19 protein-coding genes and 1 pseudogene are annotated in these 25,537 nt (G+C 67.0%); 13 read left to right on the forward strand and 7 right to left on the reverse strand.

What is annotated here, in order from left to right:
* Positions 1–105: 105 nt before the first annotated feature.
* The 7 genes and pseudogenes from tatA (at position 106) to AXE84_RS11075 (ending at position 8,828) form a co-directional block, all read left to right on the forward strand.
* Entirely contained in the window at positions 106–363 is a 258-nt protein-coding gene (tatA, locus tag AXE84_RS11045) for a Sec-independent protein translocase subunit TatA (protein ID WP_009397669.1), read from the forward strand.
* A gap of 45 nt (positions 364–408) precedes the next feature.
* Complete coding sequence (gene tatC, locus AXE84_RS11050) at positions 409–1,230, forward strand: twin-arginine translocase subunit TatC (RefSeq protein WP_060957906.1); 822 nt, start codon at positions 409–411, stop codon at positions 1,228–1,230.
* Positions 1,231–1,279: 49 nt separating this feature from the next.
* Positions 1,280–2,251, forward strand: coding sequence for a diacylglycerol/lipid kinase family protein (locus AXE84_RS11055; RefSeq protein ID WP_060957907.1), 972 nt, complete (start codon positions 1,280–1,282; stop codon positions 2,249–2,251).
* Positions 2,252–2,272: 21 nt separating this feature from the next.
* Positions 2,273–5,251 carry a DEAD/DEAH box helicase gene (locus AXE84_RS11060; protein ID WP_060957908.1) on the forward strand — a complete coding sequence of 993 codons (2,979 nt, stop codon included), beginning with the start codon at positions 2,273–2,275 and terminating at the stop codon, positions 5,249–5,251.
* Positions 5,252–5,309: 58 nt separating this feature from the next.
* Positions 5,310–6,227: a DUF808 domain-containing protein gene (locus AXE84_RS11065; RefSeq protein ID WP_060957909.1), complete on the forward strand. Its 918-nt coding sequence runs from the start codon at positions 5,310–5,312 to the stop codon at positions 6,225–6,227.
* A 58-nt stretch (positions 6,228–6,285) separates the two neighbouring features.
* Positions 6,286–7,923, forward strand: a complete 1,638-nt coding sequence (gene lnt, locus AXE84_RS11070; protein ID WP_060957910.1) for an apolipoprotein N-acyltransferase — start codon at positions 6,286–6,288, stop codon at positions 7,921–7,923.
* Positions 7,924–7,989: 66 nt separating this feature from the next.
* Positions 7,990–8,828 (forward strand): annotated as a pseudogene (locus tag AXE84_RS11075) (polyprenol monophosphomannose synthase).
* Between the two features lie 6 nt (positions 8,829–8,834).
* Here the strand turns inward: AXE84_RS11075 and AXE84_RS11080 are convergent.
* Positions 8,835–9,194, reverse strand: coding sequence for an RNA polymerase-binding protein RbpA (locus AXE84_RS11080; protein ID WP_010615210.1), 360 nt, complete (start codon positions 9,192–9,194; stop codon positions 8,835–8,837).
* A gap of 181 nt (positions 9,195–9,375) precedes the next feature.
* On the opposite strand from AXE84_RS11080, the gene AXE84_RS11085 reads away from it, so the two are divergent.
* The gene (locus AXE84_RS11085) at positions 9,376–10,497 is read left to right on the forward strand and encodes a 6-phosphofructokinase (RefSeq protein WP_060957911.1); all 1,122 of its coding nucleotides are present in this window, start codon (positions 9,376–9,378) and stop codon (positions 10,495–10,497) included.
* Between the two features lie 22 nt (positions 10,498–10,519).
* On the opposite strand, the gene AXE84_RS11090 is transcribed toward AXE84_RS11085, so the two are convergent.
* Together AXE84_RS11090 and AXE84_RS11095 are read right to left on the reverse strand one after the other, a co-directional pair.
* Entirely contained in the window at positions 10,520–11,803 is a 1,284-nt protein-coding gene (locus AXE84_RS11090) for a GNAT family N-acetyltransferase (protein WP_060957912.1), read from the reverse strand.
* Entirely contained in the window at positions 11,790–14,198 is a 2,409-nt protein-coding gene (locus tag AXE84_RS11095; RefSeq protein WP_208854558.1) for an ATP-binding cassette domain-containing protein, read from the reverse strand. Before AXE84_RS11095 ends, AXE84_RS11090 begins: the two co-directional genes overlap by 14 nt.
* Positions 14,199–14,499: 301 nt before the next feature.
* Between AXE84_RS11095 and AXE84_RS11100 the strand changes: the two genes are divergently transcribed.
* From AXE84_RS11100 to AXE84_RS11115, 4 genes are all read left to right on the forward strand, one after another.
* Positions 14,500–15,612, forward strand: coding sequence for an ABC transporter permease (locus AXE84_RS11100; RefSeq protein ID WP_060957914.1), 1,113 nt, complete (start codon positions 14,500–14,502; stop codon positions 15,610–15,612).
* Positions 15,609–16,358, forward strand: a complete 750-nt coding sequence (locus AXE84_RS11105; RefSeq protein ID WP_060957915.1) for an ABC transporter ATP-binding protein — start codon at positions 15,609–15,611, stop codon at positions 16,356–16,358. Before AXE84_RS11100 ends, AXE84_RS11105 begins: the two co-directional genes overlap by 4 nt.
* A 44-nt stretch (positions 16,359–16,402) precedes the next feature.
* Positions 16,403–17,026, forward strand: a complete 624-nt coding sequence (locus tag AXE84_RS11110) for an SGNH/GDSL hydrolase family protein (RefSeq protein WP_060957916.1) — start codon at positions 16,403–16,405, stop codon at positions 17,024–17,026.
* 109 nt (positions 17,027–17,135) lie between these two features.
* Positions 17,136–18,167 carry a LacI family DNA-binding transcriptional regulator gene (locus tag AXE84_RS11115; RefSeq protein WP_060957917.1) on the forward strand — a complete coding sequence of 344 codons (1,032 nt, stop codon included), beginning with the start codon at positions 17,136–17,138 and terminating at the stop codon, positions 18,165–18,167.
* Between the two features lie 83 nt (positions 18,168–18,250).
* On the opposite strand, the gene AXE84_RS11120 is transcribed toward AXE84_RS11115, so the two are convergent.
* From AXE84_RS11120 to AXE84_RS11135, 4 genes are all read right to left on the reverse strand, one after another.
* Positions 18,251–20,317, reverse strand: coding sequence for a PTS beta-glucoside transporter subunit IIBCA (locus tag AXE84_RS11120; protein ID WP_208854602.1), 2,067 nt, complete (start codon positions 20,315–20,317; stop codon positions 18,251–18,253).
* A 231-nt stretch (positions 20,318–20,548) separates the two neighbouring features.
* Positions 20,549–22,081, reverse strand: coding sequence for a glycoside hydrolase family 32 protein (locus AXE84_RS11125; RefSeq protein ID WP_060957919.1), 1,533 nt, complete (start codon positions 22,079–22,081; stop codon positions 20,549–20,551).
* 43 nt (positions 22,082–22,124) lie between these two features.
* Positions 22,125–22,370 (reverse strand): hypothetical protein, encoded by a 246-nt coding sequence (locus tag AXE84_RS11130; protein ID WP_060957920.1) that lies wholly within the window; start codon positions 22,368–22,370, stop codon positions 22,125–22,127.
* A complete protein-coding gene (locus tag AXE84_RS11135) occupies positions 22,367–23,605 on the reverse strand; it encodes an inorganic phosphate transporter (RefSeq protein WP_060957921.1) in 1,239 nt (412 codons plus the stop codon). Before AXE84_RS11135 ends, AXE84_RS11130 begins: the two co-directional genes overlap by 4 nt.
* Positions 23,606–23,913: 308 nt before the next feature.
* Between AXE84_RS11135 and AXE84_RS11140 the strand changes: the two genes are divergently transcribed.
* A complete protein-coding gene (locus AXE84_RS11140) occupies positions 23,914–25,515 on the forward strand; it encodes an Hsp70 family protein (RefSeq protein ID WP_060957922.1) in 1,602 nt (533 codons plus the stop codon).
* Positions 25,516–25,537 lie beyond the last annotated feature (22 nt).

Below are 25,537 nucleotides of genomic sequence, written 5' to 3' on the forward strand. Positions count from 1 at the left end.
CCCCGTCCGCCTTGGGGAGAACCATCAGGACCCTCGTTCTGAGGCGCCCGCCCGGGAGGCTACACTCAGCCCGTATCGATAGCCCCTACCACAAGGAGCAGCACCGTGAAGTTCACTCCGACACACATTGTCGTCCTGCTTGTCCTCGTCCTGCTTGTCTTCGGCTCCAGCAAGCTGCCCGACATCGCCCGCAGCGTGGGCCAGTCCATGAAGGTCTTCAAGAAGGAGGTCAAGGAGCTGCGCGACGACGACTCCAAGGACCCCCAGGCTCAGATTCAGCAGCCGCAGGAGGGCACCTACTACACCGAGCCCACCCAGTCCGGCCAGACCGCTCAGAGCGCCGAGGGCTCATCCCAGAAGTGATGTCATCCGGCCAGAGCCGGTGACCTGCAGACGAAGGAGGCCGTGGTGCCCAAGCTCCCTCAGATCAAGCGATCGAGGCGCAAGGACAACCCCGAGGCACGCATGTCGATCGGGGACCACCTGCGTGAGCTGCGCAACCGGCTCTTCATCTCTGCCCTAGGCGTCCTGGTGATGTCGGTTGTGGGCTATGTGCTGTACGAGCAGGCCTTCTCCCTCATCACCCGGCCGATCGATGCCGCCAATGCCCGCGGCGCCAACCTCACTCTGAATTTCGACACGATCCTGGCCTCCTTCGATATGAGACTCCAGGTCTCCATCTGGCTCGGCGTCCTGTTCTCCGCCCCACTGTGGATGTACGAGTTCTGGGCCTTCGTCGGACCGGGCATGACCCGCAAGGAGAAGGCCTACACCTGGTCCTACGGCGTCGTGGGACTCTTGTTGTTCTCCGCCGGCGCTGCCCTGGGGATCTGGGTGATGCCGCATGCGGTCGCCATCCTCACCAGCTTCATTCCTGATGGCCCCACGGCGGGCCTCATCAACGCAGGCGTCTACCTGTCCTTCACCATGCGACTGGTGGTCGTCTTCGGACTCGCCTTCCTCCTGCCCGAGCTCCTCGTCGCCCTCAATATGCTGGGGCTCATGAAGGGTTCCACGATGCTCAAGGGCTGGCGCTGGGCCGTCGTTGCCATCTTCACCTTCATGGCTTTCGCCAATCCGCTACCCGATGCCTGGTCCATGATCTTCATGGCACTGCCAGTCACTGGCCTGTACTTCCTGGCCTGCTTCATCTCCATCATGCATGACAAACGGGTGGAGAAGAAGCGCGCTGAGCTCGATGCCGAGCTCGAGGCCGCCCTGGCCGAGTAGCAGGGTGCTTCACCCCGTCCCTGCCTGACTTGTCCCAGCCTTTCCTTCGATGCGTATCGCTCTGCTGTCCAACCCCTCCTCGGGTCGGGGACGTCATGCGGCCGCTGACGACGTCGCCCGCCGGATCCTCACCGAGGCCGGTCACGAGGTCCTTCACGTGCGTGGCAGCTCCTACGAGCAGGCGCGTGACGCAGGACGGGCCCTCCTGGGGGACGGTCCGCACCGGAACGTTGAGGCACTGGTGGTCGTCGGCGGAGACGGCATGGTCCACCTTGGGGTGGATGTCGTCGCCACGACGGGTGTGCCTCTGGGCATCGTGGCCACCGGTACCGGTAATGACATCGCCCGGCACTTCGGTCTGCCCAGCCGGGATGCGGAGGCCTCTGCCCGCCTCATCAACCAGGCGCTGTCCGGAAAGGGCGCCATCACGGCGGTGGACGCGATCTACGCCTCCCGCCCCGACGGCACCCTGCTCGCCCCGCAGCGTCGCTGGTCCCTGGCCGTGGTCAGCGCCGGAGTGGACGCAGCCGTCAACGCCCGCGCCAACACCCTCTCCTGGCCCGCCGGCGAGGGACGCTACGTGCGCGCCTTCACCGCCGAGCTCGCGACGCTGGCGCCCTACGGCTACCGAGTCACCACCGACGAGGGCGCCTGGGAGGGACCGGCGCTCCTGCTGGCGGCGGCCAACACCCGTTACGTCGGCGGCGGCATGGACCTGGCTCCCCAGGCCGACCCCACTGACGGCCTGCTGGAGGTGCTGCGCCTGGATCCTGTGGGCCGCACCCGCCTGCTCGCCCTCTTCCGCCGGCTCTTCCGCGGCACGCACCTGACCGACCCGGCCGTCCACCTCGAGCGCAGCCGTACCGTCACCATTGAGGCGCTCACTGAGCGAACCGGCCATGACCGGGGCCTGCGCCCGCCTCCTCACCCCTTCGCCGACGGCGAGCCGCTGGCCGAGCTGCCCCTGCGCCTCGAGGCAGTCCCCGACGCCGTCCGGCTGCTCCTACCGGCTCAAAGCTGATCGGGCCCGTAGGGTGTTGCCATGAGCTCACCAGCCGAGCGCTATGCCGCATCTCGACGTCGACAGGCCGCCTCCAGCAGTGAGCTCGCCCGCTTCGCCCAGGGCTACGACTTCCCCCTCGACCCCTTCCAGGAGGAGGCCTGCCGCGCCGTCGAGCGGGGAGAGGGTGTCCTGGTCGCCGCCCCGACGGGCGCCGGCAAGACAGTGGTGGGGGAGTTCGCCGTGCACCTGGGCCTGGCCCGGGGACTCAAGACCTTCTACACCACCCCCATCAAGGCCCTGAGCAACCAGAAGTACCTGGACCTCGTGGCCCGCCACGGTCAGGAACGGGTGGGGCTGCTGACCGGTGACACCTCCGTCAACCCCCACGCGGACGTGGTGGTCATGACCACCGAGGTGCTGCGCAACATGCTCTACTCGGGCTCGCGTGACCTGGACCGATTGGGCTTCGTGGTCATGGACGAGGTCCACTACCTGGCCGACCGCTTCCGCGGACCGGTGTGGGAGGAGGTCATCATCCACCTGCCCGCCGAGGTCCAGGTGATCTCCCTGTCCGCCACGGTCTCCAACGCCGAGGAGTTCGGCGACTGGCTCGGCCAGGTGCGCGGCAGGACCGCCGTCGTCGTCTCCGAGGAGCGCCCCGTCCCGCTGACTCAGCACATGATGGTCGGACGCCGGCTGCTGCCGTTGTACTCCCACCCCGCGGAGGTACCTGAGCAGTCCGACCAGCTTGACCAGTCCGAGCAGTCCGAGCAGACCGAGTTGGAGCGGCAAGCGGAGCAGGCGGAGCAGACGGGGCAGCCCCCGCTCAACCCTGAGCTGCTCAAGGCCGTCAAGCAGGCCCGGCGTGCCGCCGCCTCCGGTGGCGCCTCCAAGAACAGCTACCGTGGCCGCGGCGGCGGTTCGGCCCGAGGGCCGCAGCCCTGGAAGCGCTCCGCCCGAGGGGGACGGGCGCCTCGCCGTGGCGAGGGGGGAGCCCGCACGGCCAGGTTGAAGCCGCCCTCCCGACTGCAGGTCGTCACGGCCCTGGAGGGGGCGCGCCTGCTGCCCGCGATCGTCTTCGTCTTCTCCCGGGCGGGCTGCGAGCAGGCCGTCCACCAGGTGGTCAGCGCCGGGGTGGACCTGACCACCGAGGCCGAGGCCGCCCGGATCCGCCAGGTCATCGAGCGGCGCACGGCTGACATCCCTGTCAGCGACCTGGGAGTCCTCGGCTTCCACTTCTGGGCCCACGCCCTGGAGCGCGGCGTCGCGGCCCACCACGCGGGGCTGCTACCGGTGTTCAAGGAGACGGTGGAGGAGCTCTTCAGCGCGGGCCTGGTCAAGGTCGTCTATGCCACCGAGACCTTGGCGCTGGGGATCAACATGCCCGCTCGCACCGTGGTCCTGGAGTCGCTGCGCAAGTGGAACGGCTCGGCTCACGTCACCCTCAGCCCGGGGGAGTACACCCAGCTGACGGGGAGGGCCGGACGCCGTGGCATCGATGTGGAGGGCCACGCCGTCGTGCTGGCGGCCGACGACGTCGAGCCGGCCACGGTCTCCTCGTTGGCCTCCCGGCGTACCTACCCGCTGGTCTCCGCCTTCCGCCCGACCTACAACATGGCCGTCAACCTGCTCGAGCGCATGCCGCGCACGCGGGTGCGTGAGGTGCTCGAGCAGTCCTTCGCCCAGTTCCAGGCCGACCGCGGCGTCGTGGAGCTGGCCGCTCAGGCTCGCCGCAAGCGCCGCAGCCTGGAGGGCCTGGAGAAGGACATGACGTGCCGTCTGGGTGACTTCCGCGAGTACGCCTCCCTGCGCCAGGCCATTGCCGACGCCGAGGCGGACCTGTCGCGGGACAAGTCCGCGGCGCGCCGCAGCGAGACGGGACGGACCATGAGCTCGCTGGGACGCGGTGACGTCATCGTCTTCCGCAAGGGGCGACGCCGCCGCCACGGCATCGTCCTTCAAGTCGGTGCCGACCGGACTGGGACCCCCACCATCACGGTGCTGGGGGAGGATGCGAGAGTCGTCGCCCTGACTCCGGACACGGCACCGGACGGGGTCATGCGCGTCGGCGCCCTGCGGGTGGCCGACTCGGTGGACCCGCACCGGCCCCGGGACCGGGACCGACTCGTTCAGCGTCTGGTCGACGCTCTACGCGCCGGGGACCTGGAAGGGAGCGGCAAGCGCACACGCACCCGCTCCAGCCGCGCGCAGGCCCGCCGAGACAGCGCGATCGAGAACCTCGAGCGACTGCGCCAGGAGATGCGCTCCCACCCCTGCCACGGGTGCCCCGACAGGGAGGAGCACGCCCGGGTGGGCCGCAAGTGGTCCAGGGCCAAGGCCGAGGCCGAGCGCCTTCAACGGCGCATCGAGACCCGCACCGGCACCATCGCCCGCCTCTTCGATGCCGTCTGCGAGGTGCTGCTCGAGCTGGGTTACCTGCGCCCGGCGGACCGGGGGCACCCGGAGCGTGAGCTGCGGGTCACCGGTGCCGGCAAGGTACTGGCCCGGATCTACGCCGAGCGGGACCTGCTCATCGCCGAGTGCCTGCGCACGGGGGTCTTCGAGGACCTCAGTGCCGCGGAGCTGGCCGGGGCACTGAGCGCCTGCGTCTACGAGCCGCGACTGAGCGCCCAGTCGATCGGGCTGCCCGTAGCGCCCGCATCCAGGCTCGGCCAGTGCCTGCGCGCGCAGCTGGGGGTCTCGCACCGGATCCACGACCTGGAGTCCCTGGCCCGCATCGAGGCCTCCTCGGGCGCGGAGCCCGCGCTGGCCGGGGCCGTCCAGGCCTGGTGCGACGGCGCGCAGTTGGCGGACATCCTGGACGCCACGGAGCTGACGGCCGGGGACTTCGTGCGCTGGTGCAAGCAGCTGCTCGACGTCGTCGGGCAGATCGCGAGCCTCTCACCGCCACCGAATGCCAGCTCCGAGCAGGCCAGGGCGGTCACCGACCTGTCGATGCGCGCCGCCGAGGCCTCCCTGGATCTCAATAGGGGAGTAGTGAGCTGGTCGGCCGTGTGACGCGGCGGCTAGTACTCTCGTTCCAGCCGATACTCCGGACGACAGGACTCATGCCCCTATGTCAGGCTTCTTCGCCCTTCTCGACGACATCGCCACGCTCGCCAAGCTGACGCTGTCCACTGTTGACGACACGGCCTCCATGGCTGTCAAGACCTCGGCGAAGGTCTCGGCGGCCGCCGTCGACGACGTCGCCACCACCCCCCAGTACGTCACCGGCATCACCCCGGACCGGGAGCTGCCGATCATCAAGAAGATCACGCTGGGCTCGCTGCGCAACAAGCTCCTCATCATCCTGCCGATCGGCCTGCTGCTGACGGCCGTGGCGCCATGGCTCCTGCCGGTGGCGCTCGTCATCGGTGGCGCCTACCTGTGCTTCGAGGGCGGGGAGAAGATCCTGGAGCGCTTCGGCGGCGCTGCTCACGTCGAGGAGGAGTCCGGTCCGATCGACGAGGCCCAGATCGTCCGTCAGGCCATCACCACGGACTTCGTCCTATCCACTGAGATCATGCTGCTGGCCCTGGCCGAGGTGGAGGGGGAGTCCTCCATGCGGCGCATCATCGTGCTGGTCCTCATCGCCCTGCTCATCACCTTCGCCGTCTACGGCCTGGTGGCGGCTCTCATCAAGCTCGACGACGCCGGCGCGCACCTGGCCGGACAGGGCCGCACCGGCGCCATCCGCTCGATGGGCCGCGCGATCGTGACGTCTGCGCCGGCCCTCTTCCGCGGCATCGGGATCATCGGGACCGTGGCGATGCTGTGGGTGGGCGGCCACATCCTGGCGGCCAACCTCGCCAAGGTCGGTTTCCACCCGCTGCACCACGCCATCGAGTGGGCCGAGGAACTCACCCACAACCCAGTCCTGTCCTGGATCACCGGAACAGCCATGTCCTGCCTCATCGGAGCCGTCATCGGCACCCTGCTGGCCCTGGCCTGGCGGCCCGTGCATCACGCTCTGGCCCGCCGTCACAAAGGTTAACTATCAACATACCCGTATGCTTCACCGCGTGACAGTGCCCTCTCGGTTGCCCTCCCGGATGCTCTCTCAGTCCCCCAGCTGGCTTCGTCGATCAGCCCCGGCGGTGGTGGCGCTGCTGGCAGGTCTGGCCACCTACGCCGCCTTCCCCCCGGTGAACCTGTGGTGGTCGGCCCTCATCGGGGTCGGGGCCTTCATGCTCCTGATCCGCGGCCGCCGCTTCTGGGCGGGCACCGGTCTGGGACTGCTCTACGGCTTCGGCCTGTTCACTCCTCTGCTGCACTTCACGATGGTGGGCATGGGCAACCCGATCGGCTGGATCGCGCTGACGCTCTTCGAGTCCCTCTACCTGGCCGCACTCGGCGGGGCATGGTCCCTGGTGAGCCGTCTGCCGCTGCTCCAGGGGGCTGCCCGACGAGGCCGGTTCACCCGGCGTGTGCCGGCCGGTGCGGCCGGCGTGCTCTTCTTCGCCCTGCTGTGGTCCGGGGTGGAGGAGCTGCGCTCGGTGTGGCCGCTGGGCGGTTTCCCCTTCGGGCGCCTGGCCTTCGCCATGGCGGATGCCCCCGTCCTGCCGGCGGCGGCCTATGTCGGTAGCGCCGGGGTGGGCCTGCTGGTGGCGCTGGCGGCCGCATGTCTCGCTCACGCGGCTCGGTCCGTCTATGAGCGCCGCGCCATGCCGGTCCTCGCCTGCGCAGCACTCGCTGCGGCTGTGCTCGTTGCGCCGCGGTCACTGCCTCTGGATACGCGCGCTGAGAACGGCACCGTCCGGGTCGGAGCCGTGCAGGGCAATGTGGCCACCGACTTCGAGGACGCCTTTAACCGGGCCCTGGAGGTGACCGGTAACCACGCCAAGGCGACCAAGCAGCTGGCCGCCGACGTCGGCCCCGGCAGCCTCGACATGGTCATCTGGCCGGAGAACTCCGCTGACCTGGACCCTCGCGACTACCCGGCCTCGGCGACCATTGTCGATGAGGCAGCCCAGGCGGTCCAGGCGCCGGTGCTCGTGGGCGCGGTTCCTGTCGTCGACGACATCCGCTACAACGACGTCCTCGTCTGGAATCCCGGAGACGTCTCGGGCAAGACGGCTCATCCTTACTACCGCAAGCACCGGCCGGTGCCCTTCGCGGAGTACATCCCCTCCCGCTCCCTGGTACGGCGTCTGACCACCCAGGTCGACCGGGTCGGTATCGACATGCTGCCCGGCACCGGCCCCAGCACGCTGGCGGTTCCGGCCGTCACCCAGGGCCGGGACGTCACCTTCGCCATGGGCATCTGCTTCGAGGTCGCCTACGACGACGCCCTGCGCACCGGCGTCGAACAGGGAGGGCAGGCGATCATCATCCCGACGAACAACGCCTCCTTCCTCGACTCCGGTGAGGCCGCCCAGCAGCTCGCTCAGGGCCGTGTCCAGGCCGTGGTCCACGGCCGCAGCGTCATCCAGGCCTCCACCGTCGGCTACACCGCGATCATCAATCCCCGCGGTGAGGTCGAGCAGGTCACCCGGCCCTACACTCAGGCGAGCCTCGTGGCAGATGTTCCGCTGCGCAGCTCGCAGACCGTCGCCGACCGGCTCGGTGCCGCCCCCGGCATCGTCCTCCTCGCCGGTGCAGGCGCACTGGTGGGAGCCGGTATTCTGAGCCGGCTGCGCTCAGGGCGGAAGGCAGCAGCTGCGGCCGGAGATCGCCGGCGTCGTCACTGATCTCAGATAACCTCAGGGCGCCGCCACTAGCCTCGGCGCCACACGACCCCAACCTTGGAGACTGAAGTGAAGGCACTCGTCGTCATCCCCACCTACAACGAGATCGAGTCCCTGCCCACGGCACTGGACCGGGTCCGCGAGCACGCTCCTGAGGCCGACATTCTCGTCGTCGACGACGGTTCCCCCGACGGCACCGGCGACTACGCCGACACCCGTGCCGACGAGGACTCCCACATCCATGTCCTGCACCGCTCGGAGAAGAACGGGCTGGGCCCGGCCTACCTCGCCGGGTTCTCCTGGGCACTGGCCGCCGGCTACGAGCTCATCGTGGAGATGGATGCCGACGGCTCCCACCGCGCCGAGGACCTGGCCCTGCTCATTCAGCGCGCTGAGATGGCGGACGAGCCGGACCTCGTCATCGGCTCGCGGTGGGTCTCCGGCGGCGCCACCGAGGGCTGGGACGCCAAGCGCGTGGCCCTGTCCAAGGCCGGGAACCTCTACATCAACGCCATGCTGGGGCTGCGCGTCAAGGACGCCACCGCGGGCTTCCGGGTCTTCCGCGCCTCGATCCTGCGCCGCATGGACCTGGGGAAGGTCGAGGCCCTCGGCTACGGGTTCCAGGTCAACATGACCAAACTGGTTGACGAGATCGGCGGACGCATCGTGGAGATGCCGATCACCTTCTTGGAGCGGGAGGCCGGGCAGTCCAAGCTCTCGGGGGTATATTCACCGAGGAGCTGTCCCTGGTGACCCGCTGGGGTGTGGCCAAGCGCTCCGGCCAGCTGCTCGATGCGGCCAAGGTCGCCGGAAGCAGGCTGCGCGCCGCCCGCGACAAGCGCCGTCGGGCCGCCGCCGGGTACCAGCAGCAGCGTCCGACGAGCTCATCGCGGCAGAAGCGCTCCTGACGGCTTTCAGCCGCTGACCCGCTCGCGGTAGACCTCACCGCTGCGCAGCGCCTCGAGGCGCTCGTTGAGGAGAACCTCGAGCTCATCGACCTTGCGGCGCTCCAGGAGCATGTCCCAGTGGGTGCGCGGGGTCTTCTTGGGCTCGTCGGGCTCGGGCTCGTCCTCGCCGCGTCGGGCGGCGAGCTGGCCGCACTCGGGGCACTCCCAGGTGGGAGGCACCTCGGCCTCGGTGGACATCGGGATCCTGGTGACGTGCGCCATCGGGCACTCGTAGCTGACGATCATCCGCTCGGCGAACTCGACGCCGTCCTCCGACTCCATCGACTTCGCGCCAATGGTCATGCCTCGCAGTGCGCGGTCTGCCATGCTTGTGGTCTCCTTGTGGCTCGTCTCTCGTGGTGTCCCGGTTCTGATGGGCTCCCGCCGGGTTCCCCCGGCATCGACGCGATCAGGGTAATGATGATACCGGTTGGCGTCTAACGCGGTGGCGTCGATCCGTTTCAGTTAGCGCCTGTGCGGACCAGCGGGGACCGGCATACTTGGTTCCATGGCTCAGCGCATCGGCATTCTCACGGCGGGCGGCGACGCCCCGGGACTCAACGCGGCGATCCGAGGTTTCGGAAAGGCGGCGATCCAGCAGCACGGCTGGGAGCTCGTCGGCTTCCGGGACGGCATGCGCGGCCTGGCCGAGAACCGCTTCACTGAGCTCGACCCCGCTGCCCTTTCAGGGATCCTCACCACCGGCGGAACCATGCTGGGAACCAGCCGGGACAAGGTGCATCGGATGATGGTGGACGGCGAGCCCCGCGACATGGTGCCCACCATCGTGGAGAACTGCGAGAAGGACGGGATCGACGCCCTGGTCTGTCTCGGCGGGGGAGGGACCGCGAAGAACGCCAAACGCCTCATGGATGCGGGTCTCAACGTTATTCACCTGCCCAAGACCATCGACAACGACATCGTCCACACTGACTCCTCCTTCGGCTTCGCCACGGCTCTGGAGATCGCCACTCAGGCTGTGGACCGCTTGCACTCGACGGCGCACTCCCACCACCGCATCATCCTCACCGAGATCATGGGGCACCGGGCCGGCTGGCTGGCCCTGGGCGCCGGCATTGCGGGTGGGGCGGATGTCATTCTGCTGCCGGAGATTCCGTACTCGGTGGACGCGATCGCGGACAAGATTGAGCGGCGCCGCGCCCACGGGTCGTCCTTCTCCGTGGTGGCCGTGGCCGAGGGGGCGCTGTCAGTGACGGATCACGCCGAGCTGGAGCACGCCCGCGCCCTGGTCAAGGATGCTTCCAGTCCCGAGCGCAAGGCCATGGCGAAGCGGGGCGTCAAGCGCCTGGAGGCCTCCCACCGTGCCAACACCTTCACCCTGGCCGAGCAGCTGGAGAGCCTGACCGGACTGGAGGCGCGCGTGTCCATCCTGGGATACGTCCAGCGTGGTGGTTCGCCCTGCGGAGCGGATCGTCTCCTGGGCACGCGTCTGGGCGTGGCCGGAGCCAACGCGATTGCGGAGGGCCACTTCGGAGTCATGGTCGCCGACCGTGGTCACGGCACGGAGCTGGTACCGCTCAAGGAGGTGGCCGGCCACACCAAGTTCGTTCCGGCCGACCATGAGTGGATCCAGGCCGCACGTGCCGTGGGGACCGCGCTGGGGGACTGAAGCCCCGACGAAGAACCGGGCCTCAGCCGGCCAGGAGCGGCCCCGGAGTCCAGGCGATCTCTCCTGGACCTACACCGGTGGGCGCGTCACCGGAGACGATGACGTCTGCGCGCCGCCAGGGACGGTCCTTGGCGAAGAAGAGGCGCTCGCCGGCCATCCACCAGTGCCAGAAACGCACCGACTCCTCGGCGTCGCCGTTGACTCCCTCAGCGATGTCCCGCTTGATGCCGCGGCGTTCGGCCACGTCGTCGCCGGTCTGGACCCATACGTGCGCGTCGATGAGGCTGCGCACTGCGGCCAGGCCCGCCCCGGTCCCTTCGACGAGGACCAGGGGAGAGCCGGCTGGGATCCGGATGGAGCCCTCGCGGCCGTGCTCGCGCCACTTGTCCGGGACCAGGTCGAGGCTGCCGACCCGACGCAGTTGAGTCAGGGTGTCGACGTACAGCTGGTCCCAGTCGTAGAGCGGCTCGTTCCAGATGAGGTCGTCCAGGTGGAAGGCTTGCGCGCCGGGGACGGCTGCGGCCAGCGCCGTGGTGAGTGTGGTCTTGCCCGATCCGCCCCTCCCGTCGACGGCGATGATCGCCGGCCGTCCCTGGGGCGTGCCGACCAGGTTAAGCAGGTGCGCAACGAGCTCATCGGTGGCACTGACCTGCCACTGGGTGACGGCGGGTTCCTCGGGCTGGAGCTGGATGGCCTGGTCGGTGTTGACCCGTCGGAGGCTGTCAGAGGGCTCGTTCTGGTTCTCGCACACGGTGGGTCCTTTCATGCAACGGCTCATGAGGGTCAGGTCGAGGATCTGACCATGTTTCTCGCCGGCCTGCGGGACAGTGCCGACAGTGGTGAAACCATAGCGCTCGTGCAGGCGCACCGAGGTCGCGTGACCCGCCTCGATGAGAGCGATCATCGTGCGGTCCCCGGCCCGCCGTGAGGCCTCGATGAGGGCGGCGAGGAGCCTGGCACCAAGACCTTTGCCTTGTGCCGCAGGGCTCAGGTAGATCGAGTCCTCAACGGTGCGGGCGTAGCCCTCGTAGGAGTGCCAGGGGCCGGCCACCGCGAAGCCAACGACGTCGTGCGGCTCACCGCTGACGTGGGCGACGAGAGCGGTTCCGCGCTGCACCATGGGCGCCAGCCAGGCCTCGGCCCCGGCGTGGTCCTGCTCAATGCTGGTCCAGATGGCCAGGGACTCCCGCACGGCGGCGTTACGGATCCGGCGGATCGCGGGAGAGTCAGCCATCGTCGCCGGGCGGATCCGATAGGTACATGCCGCCTCGGCACGTCCATCACCCTGCGCCTCACTCGGGGGCATCGTCGTTCACCTCCTCGACATACTGGGCAAGGTACTTCCCCGTCAGCGTGCTTCGTTCCGCCGCCATCTGGGCCGGAGTTCCGGTGAACACGACGCGGCCGCCGTCGTGGCCCGCTCCGGGGCCGAGGTCGATGATCCAGTCGGCGTGCACCATCACGGACTGATGGTGCTCAATGACGACGACGGTGCGGCCGCTATCTACGAGGTGATCCAGGAGCGTCAGCATGGCCTCGATGTCGGCCGGGTGCAGTCCGACAGTCGGCTCATCGAGCACGATGATGCGGCCTTCCTGGCTCAGGTGGACGGCGAGCTTGAGCCGCTGACGCTCACCACCGGACAAGGTGGTCAGGGCCTGGCCGAGGTGGAGGTAGCCGAGCCCCACATCCTTCAGCCGTGACAGGATTCTGGCTGCCGCGGGGAGACGAGCCCCGCCCTGGGAGAAGAAGGCCAGCGCCGCCTCGACGCTCATGTCCAGGACATCGGCGATGCTGTATCCGGCGAGGCGATAGGCGAGCACCTCGTCCCTGAAACGCCGACCGTCACAGGCCTGGCATCGGGACTCCACGGTCTCCATGAAGCCCAGCTGCGTCTCAATGACACCCGTTCCGCCGCACACCGGACAGGCCCCGTCGGAGTTCGCCGAGAAATGCGCGGGTTTCGCACCTTGGTCCTTATTGGCTTTGGCGAAGGCCTTGCGAACAGGGTCGAGCAGTCCGGTATAGGTGGCGGGATTCGAGCGCCTGGAGCCTTTGATCGGTGCCTGGTCGATCGTCACCACGCCATCAATGGGGGAGAGGTGACCATGGATGAGGCTCGACTTGCCAGATCCGGCCACTCCAGTGATGACGCTGAGAACTCCCAGGGGAATATCGACATCGACGTCGTGAAGATTGTTCGTGCTGGCGCCGCGAATCTCGATTCTTCCCGTGGGGGAGCGGTGGCTGTTCTTGATTCGCATCCGGTCCGCTAGGTGGCGTCCGGTAAGAGTGTCGGAGCCGCGCAACTGCTCGACCGTTCCTTCGAAGCAGATCCGGCCTCCTCGGGTTCCCGCTCCCGGCCCCAGGTCCACCACGTGGTCGGCTATCGAGATGGTCTCGGGTTTGTGCTCGATGACGAGCACAGTGTTTCCTTTGTCCCGTAGCGACAGCAGCAGCTCATTCATCTGGTGGAGGTCGTGCGGGTGCAGACCGATGCTGGGCTCATCGAAGACGTAGGTGACATCGGTGAGGGCCGAGCCCAGGTGGCGCACGAGCTTGGTGCGCTGAGCCTCACCGCCCGAGAGGGTCGAGGCCGGGCGGTCCAGTGACAGATAGCCCAGCCCGATGAGCACGAAGGCGTCCAGCATGTCCTTCAGATTATCCAGCAGGGGAGCGGCACCGGTCAGAATCCCTTGAAGACGAGTGATCCACTGCGCCAGATCCGAGATCTGCATGGCGCAGGCATCAGCAATGGATTTACCGTCGATCAAACAACTGCGGGCGGGTTCGGACAGGCGGGTTCCATGACACTGCGGGCAGGTTCCGAACACGACGGCCCGTTCCACGAAGGAGCGAATATGAGGCTGCAGTGCCTGTGTTTCCTTGGACAGGATCGACCGTCGAATTCTCAGAACGAGCCCCTCATAGGTCACATTGATGCCGCCGACCTTGATCTTCGTGGGCTCCTTGTAGAGCAGATCGTCTCGCTGCTGGGGCGTGAAGGCGGCTACCGGAACATCTGCCGGAAAAAGACCGGATTCAGTAAAGCTGCGCACCTGCCAGCCACCGGTTGCGTATCCTGGGACGGTGATGGCGCCGTCATTCAAGGAGAGCGTCTCATCGAGCACTTGCGTCAGATCGATGTCTGAGACCTGACCCATGCCTTCACAAGCCGGGCACATCCCGCCCTGGATGGTGAATGTCTTGCGCTCGACAATCTTGCGGCTGCCACGCTGCGTGGTGAGCGCACCACCACCGGTGACGGACGGGACGTTGAAGGCGAAGGCTTGAGGTGAGCCGATATGTGGCACGCCGTGCGTCGAGTACAGAACCCTCAGGAGAGCTCCGACGTCGCTGACGGTGCCGAGGGTTGAGCGCGGGTTGGATCCCAGGCGTTCCTGGTCCACGACGATCGCCGGCGTCAGTCCTTCCAGACGGTCGACGTCGGGACGTGTGCCAGTCTCCATGAAGCCCTGCACGAAAGCCGGGTAGGTCTCATTGACCAGACGGCGCGACTCGGCGGCGATCGTGGCGAAAACGAGCGAGCTCTTGCCCGAGCCCGATACGCCGGTGAAGACCGTCAGCCTGCGCTTGGGGATGACGACGTCGACACTGCGCAAGTTGTTCTCACGAGCCCCGACGACACGGATGACGTCATGCGCATCGGCGGGGTTGTCTCCAGCAGCCCTTCCAGTCACACGCACCATTGTGCCGGACTGCCAGACGTCGCCGACGACCGGATGTCCCGGACCCGATGCCGCGCACAGCGCTCCTGAGAACAAGCCCCACTTACCGAACGCCGATAATGCACATTATGTCATTCTTGCAGGAGCGACACTCTCCCGCGACACGCGGTAGGAACTGGGCGGCGTCCTGCCTGGTCGCCACCCCTAAGGCGAGCGCTACCCCTGAACCCTCGACCTTGCGAACCTCTCGCGGCATGTAGCCTTCACGGAGTGCGCCAGCCGGCCCGCTGCCGACTATCCCTCAGGGAGCCCCATGTTCCTCGCGCTGCGCGAGATCCGCCACGAACCCGTGCGCTTCACGCTCATCATCTCCGTCATCACCCTGGTGGCCTACCTCACATTTTTCTTGGCCTCCTTGGCTGTGGGCCTCGCCCACCGCTACCGCGCCGGCATCGACGGCTGGAACACCGCCAGCGTCGCCGTCACGGACGCCTCCAACGAGAACCTCTCCGCCTCCCGTCTGAGCGACAAGCAGCTGGAAGCGGCCACGGCCCTGGCCAAGGACAACGGAACCACAGCCTCTGCCCTGATGAGCACGGCCGCTGTTGCCCAGGCGCCAGACGTCAATGACGAGGACGGCGAGGCGCTGCGTGAGGATGTCTTCGCTTTCGGAATCGATCTGGACGGACAGCTCAGTCCGCCTGTGGCCGACGGGCGGACGATCTCCGCCCCCGATAGCGAGGTCCTCGTCGACGACTCGCTGAAGGCCAAGGGACTCGCGGTTGGTGACACGATTCGACTGCTGGGCTCTGACCACGACTGGACCGTTGTCGGATTCACCCATGACACCACCTTCCAGGCGGCTCCCGTGGTGACCATGGACAGCCGGGCCTTGCGCCAGCACGGCCCCACCAGCCTGTCCCCAGCCGTCTCCGCCGTCGTCTTCAACTCCGACCTGACCACCGACAGCAAGGCCACGCAGTCCGCCAAGGACGCAGGACTGACGATCCTCACCACCGAGGAACTCGTTCGCACGCTCCCCGGCTACTCGGCCCAGGTACTCACCTTCAGCCTCATGATCGGCTCACTCATCATCATCACCTCCACGGTTCTGGGCATCTTCATCTACGTGCTGACGCTGCAGAAGAGACCGGTCCTGGGCATCCTCAAAGCCCGCGGCGTCCCCACCGGCTACCTCATCCGCTCCGGATGCGCCCAGACCCTCGTGCTGTCGGTAGCCGGCATCGGCATCGGCCTGCTTCTGACGATGGCGACGTCCCTGGTCCTCCCCCGCGCCGTGCCTTTCAGGATTTCCGCTCCCCTGGACCTGCTCATCGTCACGGCATTCATCGCCATCTCCGTCATCGGAGGCTTCATCTCCGTCCGGGTCATCTCCCGCATCGATCCCGTGGAGGCCATCTCATGACCGCATCAGCAGCAGCAAGTGGAGCGGCAACCCCGGTCATGTCCCTGGAGTCGGTGACCCGCGACTACCGTCAGGGAGATGAGACCGTTCACGCCCTGCGCAGCACGGACCTCGAGCTGCGCGCTGGTGAGCTGGTGGGGATCCTGGGCCCCTCAGGATCAGGGAAGTCCACGCTCCTGACCATCATGGGCGGCCTGCGCACTCCCTCGAGTGGCCGCGTGACGATCTCCGGTCAGCCCTTCTCCAGCCTGCCAGAGAAACAGCGGGCCAGGCTCCGACTTCGGCGCATCGGCTTCGTCCTCCAGGCCTCGGGGCTGGTTCCCTTCCTCAGGCTCAACGACCAGTTCAGCCTGCACGACCGAGCGGCACGAACGCAGGGCGACACCGACCGACGGGACCATCTGCTGGACTCACTCGGCATCACGAAGCGCGCCCACGCCTACCCCTCGGAGCTCTCCGGGGGCGAGCGTCAGCGCGCCGCCATCGCGGTGGCGCTCTACCACGACCCGGACATCATCCTGGCCGATGAGCCCACCGCCTCCCTGGACACCCGACGGGCTCAGGACGTCGCTCGTCTGCTTGCGGACCAGACCCACGAGCTGGGCAAGGCCACGGTGATGGTCACTCATGACGAGCGGCTGCTTCCCGTATGCGACCGGGTCCTGGCGATGCACGACGGTGTCCTGACCGAACAGGACGCACCCAAGGACAGCGAGCGCCAGAGCGGTTCACGCGATGACCGCTGAGCAGCGCTGGCTCCTCCCCGCATGGAGAACTACAGTCGGTAGCCGTGTCCACGATCCCGCACTCCGACCACTTCCCCACTGCTGTCTTCCTCGGTGACTCCATCACCACCGGTTGGCGAGCCCTGAGCCATCCTCGTAATCGCTGGACCTCGCTCGTGTGTGAGCATCAGCGGTGGCGGGAAGTGAACCTGGCGGCGGACGGCCTGGGCTTCTTCGCACGACGTGGGGGCCACCTGCCCGGCGGGCAGCGCTCGCCGTCGTGCCGCGACACGACCTGGCTGGAAGCGGTACTGCGTTGCGAGCCCGACATCGTCACGATCAGCCTGGGCCTGAACGACGCCGCCTTCCTCCCCTCTCAGCGTGAGCTGGTCGAGCAGGCGATCGACCATGACCTCACCTTCATCTCCACACGCCTGCGGGGCGCGCCGGTCATCATCGCCCCCTACTTCCCCTCCCTGGAGGTCGGTCCGCGTTTCCAGGCCATCCGCCGTCTCGTGCACGAGAAGGCCACGTCCCTGGGTCTGACCTCGACCGATGCCTTGAGCACGACCATCAACGGTGACGAGGACCGCCTGGCCATCGACCAGATCCACCCCGACGACGCCGGACACGCCCGGATGGCTCGCGCCATGATCTCCTTCTACACCGAGATCCTGCCCAGCGCGTAACACTTCCACCCACGTTTACGCAGGTCAGTTGGGTAATGACTCCCTCGAGGCATATGCTTGGCAGCAGATCGCACTCACCGTGACCGACTGAAGGAGCTCGAGGACCCTCGTGGAGTCACACCGCGAACCCACACTGGCCGATGTCGCCCAGGCTGCAGGCGTCTCGCTGACGACAGTCTCCCGCGTACTCAACAACCGCGGCTACCTCTCCCAAGAGACACGGGAGCGGGTGGCTGAGGCGATCGCTCAGCTCAACTACCGCCCCAATCAGATCGCCCGAGCACTGCACGGAAAGTCCACGCATTCAATCGGGCTGATCGTCCCCACCGTTGCCCTGCCTTTCTTCGGCGAGCTGACCGAGCATGTCGAGGACTTCCTCGCAGAGCGCGGCTACCGGACCTTCGTCTGCAACTCGATGGGCAAGGCGGATCGGGAGCGCGAGTACCTCGACCTGCTCGTCTCCCACCGGGTCGATGGCATCATCTCCAGCGCCCACAATGACGGCCTGGCCGACTACAGCTCGATTCACCTGCCCCTGGTCAGTGTGGATCGGGACCTCTCCCCCATCGTCCCCAATGTCCGCTGCGACAACGAGGCCGGCGGTCGACTCGCCGCCGAGCACCTGCTCACACGGGGGGCGCGCCGTCCGGCCCTGCTAACGTCTCGCACCGGAATCCACAACCTGAGGGAGAAGGGGTACCGCCAAGTGCTCCAGCAGGCGGGCATCGAGCCGGTGGTCCTGACCGTCGACTTCAACACACCCAACAGTGAGCGCCCCCGTCTCATCCGCGAACGGCTCGACCTCGTGGCCGACGACATTGACGCGGTCTTCGCGACCGACGATCTGGCTGCCGCGCAGGTGATCGAGTGGGCGGCCCAGCGCGACCTGCGGATTCCGGACGACTTCAAGGTGATCGGCTTCGACGGAACGGTCGCCATGCAGCACGCGCTGCCGGCGCTGACCACGATCCAGCAACCCATCACCAAGCTGGCACGGGCGGCAGTCGACCTGCTCCTGAAGCGGATCGACTCGGCCACCGCTGTCTCCGCGCAGAGCACGCAGTCGGGTGGTCCCGGGGTGGAGGACCTGCAGGTCCCCTCCCCCATGCCGGTGAAGCTGCTGCCCGGCCGCACCACCTAGTGATCCGCTGACGATGCTCGTGGGCCCCGGCCTGCATGGTCGGGGCCCACGAGCATCCGAATCACGGACGATCCTTGACTGGATCAGGCTTTGGCCTGAGCGGCGTCGGCCTGAACATCCGTCTTGTCGGCACCGCAGTCATCGGCCTTGCGCACGACGTCGAAGAGCGCATCGCCTCGGTGAATCGTTCCAGCACCGTGCTCCTCGATCCCCTCGTAGCCCTGGGCGTTGGAAACGACGATCGGGGTGACGGTCTGGTAGCCGGAGGCTCCGACGGCGGCCCAGTCGACGTCCACCAGCGGCATGCCCCGCAGAACCTTGTCGCCGGCCTTGACCTTGGGGCTGAAGTGCTTGCCCTCGAGCTGGACGGTGTCCATGCCGACGTGAATGAGCAGCTCGACTCCGCTGGCGGATCGTAGGCCGTAGGCGTGACCGGTCGGGAAGGCCACGAGGACCTCGCCGTCGACCGGGGAGACAACCGGCCCCTCGGCGGGTGCAATGGCCATGCCCGGACCGAGCATGCCTGAGGCGAAGGTCTGGTCCTCCACCTCGGACAGCGGGATCGCACGTCCCTGGATCGGAGCGGTGACGGTGAAGTCCTCAGTGGCCTCAGCGGGCAGCTCGACGGTCTCGGCGTGCTCGGCCATGGCCTCGGCCTCCAGGGCGGCCTCATCGGCGTCGACGTCATCGCCGGCCAGAGATGCCTTTCCTCGAGTAGTGCCGTAGGCGAAGGCGGCGCCGAAAGCGGCGAAGAAGACGATAACCTCGAGGATGAGGTACTTGACAATGTCGTCGGGAACGATCGAGACGAAACCAACGAATCCGGCGGCGCCCAGAGCCTGGTTGTGGATATCGAGCAGGGCGACGGCGGCACCCCCAAGGGAGGCCACACCCATCCCAATGAAGAACGGCCAACGCAGACGCAGGTTGACACCGAAGATGGCGGGCTCGGTGATACCAACGATCGCGGAGACACCACCAGCACCGGCCAGCCCCTTCATCTTGGAATCCTTGGTCAGGAGGAAGACCGCCAGGGTCACAGCGCCCTGGGCGATATTAGCCATGGAGGCGATCGGGAAGATGAAGGAGCCGGGACCGCCACTGCTCATCTGTGCGATGAGAGGCAGCTCCACGGCCGGGAAGGACTGGTGCAATCCGGTCACCACGATCGGCGAGTAGACCATGCCAAAGAGGAAGCCGCCCACGGGTCCGGCGGTCGTGTACAGCCAGCTCAAGCCGTTGGTAATACCGTCGGAGAGCTCCCGCGCCAGAGGGCCCACGACGACGAAGGTGAGGAAGCCGGTCACCAGCAGCGTAATGAGCGGGGTCAGCAAGAAGTCGGCAGTTCCCGACAGGCGCTTGTGGAGCCATTTCTCGATGTATGCCAGCAACCATGACACGCACAGGACAGGGATGACCATGGCCTGGTAACCGATCTTGTCCACGGTCAGCCCAAAGAGGTGCCAGACCTCAATAGTGCCGGCCTGTCGAGCCGTCTCGATCTCGTAGGCACTGGTCAACTGGGTGGACACCATGGCGGCCCCCATGGCCGCACCCAGGTAGACGTTGCCACCGAAGCGTTTGACTGCGGAGAAGCCGACGAGCACCGGCAGGAAGGCGAAGGCTGCCGAGGATACGAGGTTGATGACGTCGTCGTAGTCGGCAAGCCATGAGAACCGGTCGACGAGTCCGTAGGCACCAGTGGGGTTGTCCGACGTGACGAAGGAGGACGCAGTGAAGAAATCGGCCGTAAGGACATTATGAATCGCCATCATGAGACCGCCGGCAACAAGGGCCGGTAGCAGCGGGACGAAGATATCCGCAATGGCCTTGATGAAACGGGACAGCGGGTTACCGCTCTTAGCGGCCTGCTCCTTAGCCTCGTCCTTGGAGACCTCCTTAACCCCTCCGGTTCGGATCATCTCGGAGAAGACGAGGTCGACGTCTCCCGGTCCCACGATGATCTGGAACATGCCGCCTGCAATGAAGGTGCCCTTGAGGTCAGGGTCATTGTCGAGAGCCTTCTGGTCGACCTTGTCCATGTCATTGAGGACAAGACGCAGACGCGTTGCGCAGTGCGCTGCTGCGTTGATGTTGTCGGCGCCACCGACGTACGTCAGGACGTCCTTCGCCACGCGGGCGTGATCCATTGCCACCCGGAGGTTTCCTTTCTCGTGATGGGACCGCAGCACCTGGGAGGGCGGGAAAACCCAACGGTCGGGAACATCGCTGACCCCCTGCGGCCACACCTGTGTCAATCGATCGTCACATTACAGTGAGTTAGAGCACCCTGCAACCGGAGAGAAGCCCCTGGTCAATTCCCTGTCTTCACCCTGCTCAGGAGCCCTTCACCCCCATCATGACGCCATGTTGGGGAGGGCTCAGGACGGTGTGAATGTCCTCGTGCTGCCAGCCGTCAACGCGAGGTCCCTGTCCACCATCAGCCGTACTCCCGAGCTGTCGATGGCGACGAAGCTGCGCAGCGTGAGGACCAATGCCCCATCACCGACGAAAACCTCGGTCAGTGATCGGTCGTGAATGACCTCCAGCACCGGCGCACACCCTTCAGGAAGCGTCACGCTGCGCACCGATCCGTGCTGGGCGTAGCGGGAGGTGGTGCGGTCCACTCGCAGCACCTGCCCATCCAGGGTGATGTCCACGTGCGAGTCATCCGATCCGATCCGCAGTCCCCACGCCCCCGTGGTCTGCTCGGCGTCTGCCTCCAGGCGCAGCTGCCAGCTGCGATGCCCGCTGAGCTCATCGACCTCGTGGAGGCCCGCCTTCAGTCTCTCCCCCACGAGAGCCGGTTCCCCGGCGTCATACTGCAGTGAGGCGGCGGGGCGCTGGATGAGTCGGCCTGCTTTGAGACTCAGCATCCGAGGCATGGACAGGGCGTGGACCCACTGCCCAGTCTCGATGGAGGGCTGATCGTCCTCGGAGGCGTTGCCCGCCCACCCGGTCAGCAGCACCGGCCCCGGCTCGGAGGACCGCCGGGCGAAGACCTGAGGGGCGTAGAACTCGAAACCCCGGTCAACCTCGTAGAAGACCCCGCCGGTGTCTCGCAGCTCAGTGCCCACCAGGTGTCCCGCCGTGTAGACGCAGGGGAAGATGTTCTCAAAGCCCTCCCGGTCGGGTTCGATGCCCTGCGGGCACCAGATGAGGACGTCCCAGTCCTCACCGGTGTCCTCATCCTTCAGCCGCACCAGGCCGGGGCACTCCCACATGTACCCGAAGGCATCGAAGGCGCCTCCCGCTCCAGGGAAGCTCAGCTCGCCCTCCAGCTCCCAAGAGACCAGGTCCAGGGAGCGGTACAGGACGGCGGCGCCGGTCTTATCGGCGCGCTGGACTCCGATGAGCATGCGGTACTCCCCCGGCCGGTCAGGATCTCGGAAGACCTGCGGGTCACGGTAGTGGGACGTGTAGCCCTCGGCGTGGGTGGGGATGAGCGGGTTGCCGGGCCACTTGGTGAAGTCGGTCAGGTCGCCGCTGGTGACCAGGCACTGGCTGGCGGTGCGCTCGTCGGTCACCGGGTCCTTGAGGTTCCCGGTGTAGAACAGCTGGAACGGAACCCGCGCAGGGGCGGCATCGACCTCATGGCCCTCCAGCACGATCGCGTTGCCGGAGTAGGCGCCGCTGCGGTCGTAGGAGGAGTCCGGGATGATGGCAGGCGCGTGGTGGCTCCAGTGCAGCAGGTCCGTCGAGGAGGAATGCCCCCAGTAGACCAGCTTGCGGTGGGGATGGAAGGGACTGAGCTGGTAGAAGGCGTGATAGGTGTCGCCGTCGACAAGCAGCCCGTTGGGATCGTTGAGTCGGCCCACCGGCGGGACGACGTGAAAGCAGGGATAGTCCGGGTCGTCGGCCGCTGCAGATGTTGTAATCGCATCCTGGGCCAGGCGCTTGAGGTCCTCAGTCACGGTCGGATGTTAGCAGCACCACTGTCGTGTGCCGGGACGGTACTCAGTGGAAGTAGGGGACGATGAGCCACAGGCCGAACAACGCAATCATGGCGGCGATGGCGATGAAGACAACCGCCAGCACCTGAGCCAGACGCACCCCTTCAGCCTCGCCGGCCTCGTGCTTGGCGTGCACGGTGGCCAGCATGCGAGCCGCCAGCGAGCAGATGGTAAGGATGAAGGCGGTGCCCAGCACCGTCACTGACGCCACCAGTCCCAGCGAGCCCCAGTCGATCGCCATACCGGTCATGCCATGGATCCTGTCGTCATCCGATGCGTGCTGTCCTGGTCCGTCACACCGCCGATGATCTCGGAACGCACCTCATCCAGCGTCCGCGGTTCACGCCCCAGCTCCGGATCCTGCTTGACGACAACGACCTCGGAGGCGTCATTGACGTTGGAGAAGTCCACCCGGTTGTGCCCCGCCTGTCGGATGATGGCCAGGGCCCCCAGGATGAGCAGGCAGATGACCGCGATTGTGCCCAGCACGCCGCCCTTGACCGCTACATACGACGTGGCGGCCCCCACCAGGCCTGAGCACGGAAGCGTCACCAGCCAGGCGATCCCCATCTTGCCCGCAGTCCTCCAGGACACCTTGGTGCCCCGGCCGATCCCGGAGCCCAGGATCGACCCGGTACAGATGTGGGTGGTGGACAGGGCAAATCCCAGATGGGAAGAGGCCAGGATCGCCACCGTCGAGGCGGTCTCGGAGGCGAAGCCCTGCGGCGCCTCGACATGCACCAGCCCACGCCCCATGGTGCGCATGATGCGCCACCCGCCTGAGTAGGTGCCCAGGCCGATGGCGAGGCCCGCTGCCGCGATGACCCACCAGTGAGGCCCGGTACCGGCCTCCTGGTAGCCGCCGGCCACCAGCACCAACGTGATGACCCCCATGGTCTTCTGCCCATCAGAGGTGCCGTGAGACAGCGCCACCAGCGATGCGGTGACCCGCTGGCTGTTGCGGAAGAGCCTCTCAGAGTACGGGTTGGTCGGGTGCGCGATGCGGTAGGCCAGTGCCGTGGCCAGCGCTGCCGCCAGCCCGGCCACGACCGGTGCGATGATAGCGGGCAAGATGATCTTGGAGATCACCGTCCCCCAGTGGACTCCTTGGACCCCGGCCGCCACCACGACCGCTCCGATGAGTCCTCCGAACAGCGCGTGGGACGAGGACGATGGCAGCCCGAACAGCCAGGTCGCCAGGTTCCACAGGATGGCGCCGGCCAGACCAGCGAAGATCATGGCCGGCGCCGCCTCGATCACCGTGTCGTCGAACATCCCGTGCGAGATCGTCTTGGAGACCTCGGTCGACAGGCAGGCACCGATGACGTTGAGCACGGCGGCGACCAGAACCGCTCTTCTGGGTGTGAAGGCGCCTGTCGCCACCGACGTCGCCATGGCATTGGACGAGTCGTGGAAACCGTTCGTGAAGTCGAAGACGAGGGCCGTCACGACGACAACGATCACGAGGAAGAGAATGGTGCTCATACCGTTCCCGATGGGAGATCTGGCTGACCCTCTCGGCCGCCCTGGCAGACGGCAGCGGAGGTCCGGGTCGCGTGAGCGCAACCCACCAGTATTGTTACCCGCCGACCCCCCTGCTGCCTAACCAATCGCATAGGAGCCTCACGCCGGTTCCGGACGTGCCATCAGCGCGTCATGCCCACTCCTCAGCAACACGGTCTTTCGTCCCATCTCAGGGACGAAGTCGCTGAGCCAATTGTCACGTTCCACAAGTTCCTACCGACGTGGTGGCTTAGCCCAGAAGGAGGGGCTCGTCACGATAGGGTCACCGCATGGCAGCGGACACCATGAAGAACCTGGACAGCATCGGCAGCGGCACCCTCCCCGACCAGGGAATCGACCACGAGTCAGCAACAGACATCGATCTGGGAATCGACCTGGGGACGACACGCACCGTCGTGGCACGTGCTGACCGGGGGAACTATCCCGTTATCAGCTTCACCGACGAGCACGGCGACGAGCACGACTTCATCCCCTCGCTGACAGCGCTGCACGAGGGGACGCTCGTTCACGGTTTCGCCGCCAGGAAGGCAGCTCACCAGGGCGCTCCGTTGCTGCGCAGCCTCAAACGGGTCCTGGCCTCCCCCACGCTGACAGCTGCCACACCGGTACCGCTGGGAGACCAGACATTCTCCGTTTTGGAGGTTCTCACCAGCTATCTGCGTCACCTTGAAGGCGAGCTCGCCGATCGGGGCATCGACATCGCACGCGCCCGCGTGGTGGTCGCCGTACCCGCCCACGCCTACGGGGCGCAGCGTCTTCTGACTCTTGAGGCCTTCCAGCAGGCCGGTTTCCGCGTCGCCGCCATGCTCAACGAGCCCAGTGCGGCCGGATTCGAGTACACCCACCGCAAGGCGACCACCGTCTCATCCAGGCGCACCCGGGTGCTGGTCTACGACCTGGGCGGCGGCACCTTCGACACCTCGCTGGTCGACGTCGTCGGCACGTCTCACGAGGTGCTGGCCTCTCACGGGCTGGGAGACCTGGGCGGGGACGACGTCGATCTGCTCATGGCCACGATGGCCCTCAGCCGGGCGGGCATCTCCGAGGAGGACCTCTCCCCCACCGAGCTCGACGACCTGCTGGACCAGTGCCGCGACGCCAAGGAGCACCTCACCCCTCAGAGCCGTCGGGTGCTCATCATCCTCAGAGGCCAGGACGTCGTTCTGCCCGTGACCGACCTGTACACAGCTTGCACACCGCTTATTGAGCGGTCCTTGGCCACGATGGCCCCCTTGGTCGGCAGGCTGGACGATGGCAGCCCGGACCTGACCGAGATCGCCGGCGTCTACCTGGTCGGCGGCGCCTCCGGTCTTCCCCTGGTGCCCAGGCTCTTGCGGGAACGCTTCGGTCGTCGGGTTCACCGCTCCCCCTACCCCGGGGCCTCCACCGCAATCGGCCTGGCGATCGCGGCGGACCGCACCAGCGACTACGACCTCACCGACCGGCTCTCGAGGGGTTTCGGCGTCTTCCGGGAGGCCGACGGCGGCCACCGTCTCACCTTCGACGCGATCCTGAGCCCAGAGTCCGTCCAGGCCTCGCCCGGGGGCCGGGAGGGCACGGTGCTGACCCGCGAGTACGACGCGGCACACAACATCGGCTGGTACCGCTTCGTGGAGTGCGCCGGTGTCGATGAGAGCGGTGAGCCCTGCGGCGAGATCGCCCCCTACCAGGACATCGTCTTCCCCCTCGAGGCCTCGCTGCGGGACGTCGACGACGAGGAGCTGAGGACCTACTCGGTGCAGCGGCGCGATCACGGTCCGCGGATTGAAGAGCACTACCGCGTCGATGAGGCCGGCCTGGTTCGTGTCACCATCACCGACCTCTCCGACGGATACAGCCGCCGTTATGTTCTGGGCAGGCGCACCCTGTAGGCGCCGGCCGGCCCCGCAGCGG

This window comes from Actinomyces oris, assembly GCF_001553935.1.
GTDB lineage: Bacteria > Actinomycetota > Actinomycetes > Actinomycetales > Actinomycetaceae > Actinomyces > Actinomyces oris_A.

Coding starts and splice junctions, on each gene's coding strand:
- AXE84_RS11055 (WP_060957907.1), top strand. CDS start 1,280: ATGCGTATCGCTCTGCTGTCCAACCCCTCCTCGGGTCGGGGACGTCAT.
- AXE84_RS11130 (WP_060957920.1), bottom strand. CDS start 22,370: ATGACCGGTATGGCGATCGACTGGGGCTCGCTGGGACTGGTGGCGTCA.
- AXE84_RS11120 (WP_208854602.1), bottom strand. CDS start 20,317: ATGGATCACGCCCGCGTGGCGAAGGACGTCCTGACGTACGTCGGTGGC.
- AXE84_RS11105 (WP_060957915.1), top strand. CDS start 15,609: ATGACCGCATCAGCAGCAGCAAGTGGAGCGGCAACCCCGGTCATGTCC.
- AXE84_RS11085 (WP_060957911.1), top strand. CDS start 9,376: ATGGCTCAGCGCATCGGCATTCTCACGGCGGGCGGCGACGCCCCGGGA.
- AXE84_RS11065 (WP_060957909.1), top strand. CDS start 5,310: ATGTCAGGCTTCTTCGCCCTTCTCGACGACATCGCCACGCTCGCCAAG.
- AXE84_RS11100 (WP_060957914.1), top strand. CDS start 14,500: ATGTTCCTCGCGCTGCGCGAGATCCGCCACGAACCCGTGCGCTTCACG.
- AXE84_RS11060 (WP_060957908.1), top strand. CDS start 2,273: ATGAGCTCACCAGCCGAGCGCTATGCCGCATCTCGACGTCGACAGGCC.
- AXE84_RS11090 (WP_060957912.1), bottom strand. CDS start 11,803: ATGCCCCCGAGTGAGGCGCAGGGTGATGGACGTGCCGAGGCGGCATGT.
- AXE84_RS11135 (WP_060957921.1), bottom strand. CDS start 23,605: ATGAGCACCATTCTCTTCCTCGTGATCGTTGTCGTCGTGACGGCCCTC.
- AXE84_RS11140 (WP_060957922.1), top strand. CDS start 23,914: ATGGCAGCGGACACCATGAAGAACCTGGACAGCATCGGCAGCGGCACC.
- lnt (WP_060957910.1), top strand. CDS start 6,286: ATGCTCTCTCAGTCCCCCAGCTGGCTTCGTCGATCAGCCCCGGCGGTG.
- AXE84_RS11080 (WP_010615210.1), bottom strand. CDS start 9,194: ATGGCAGACCGCGCACTGCGAGGCATGACCATTGGCGCGAAGTCGATG.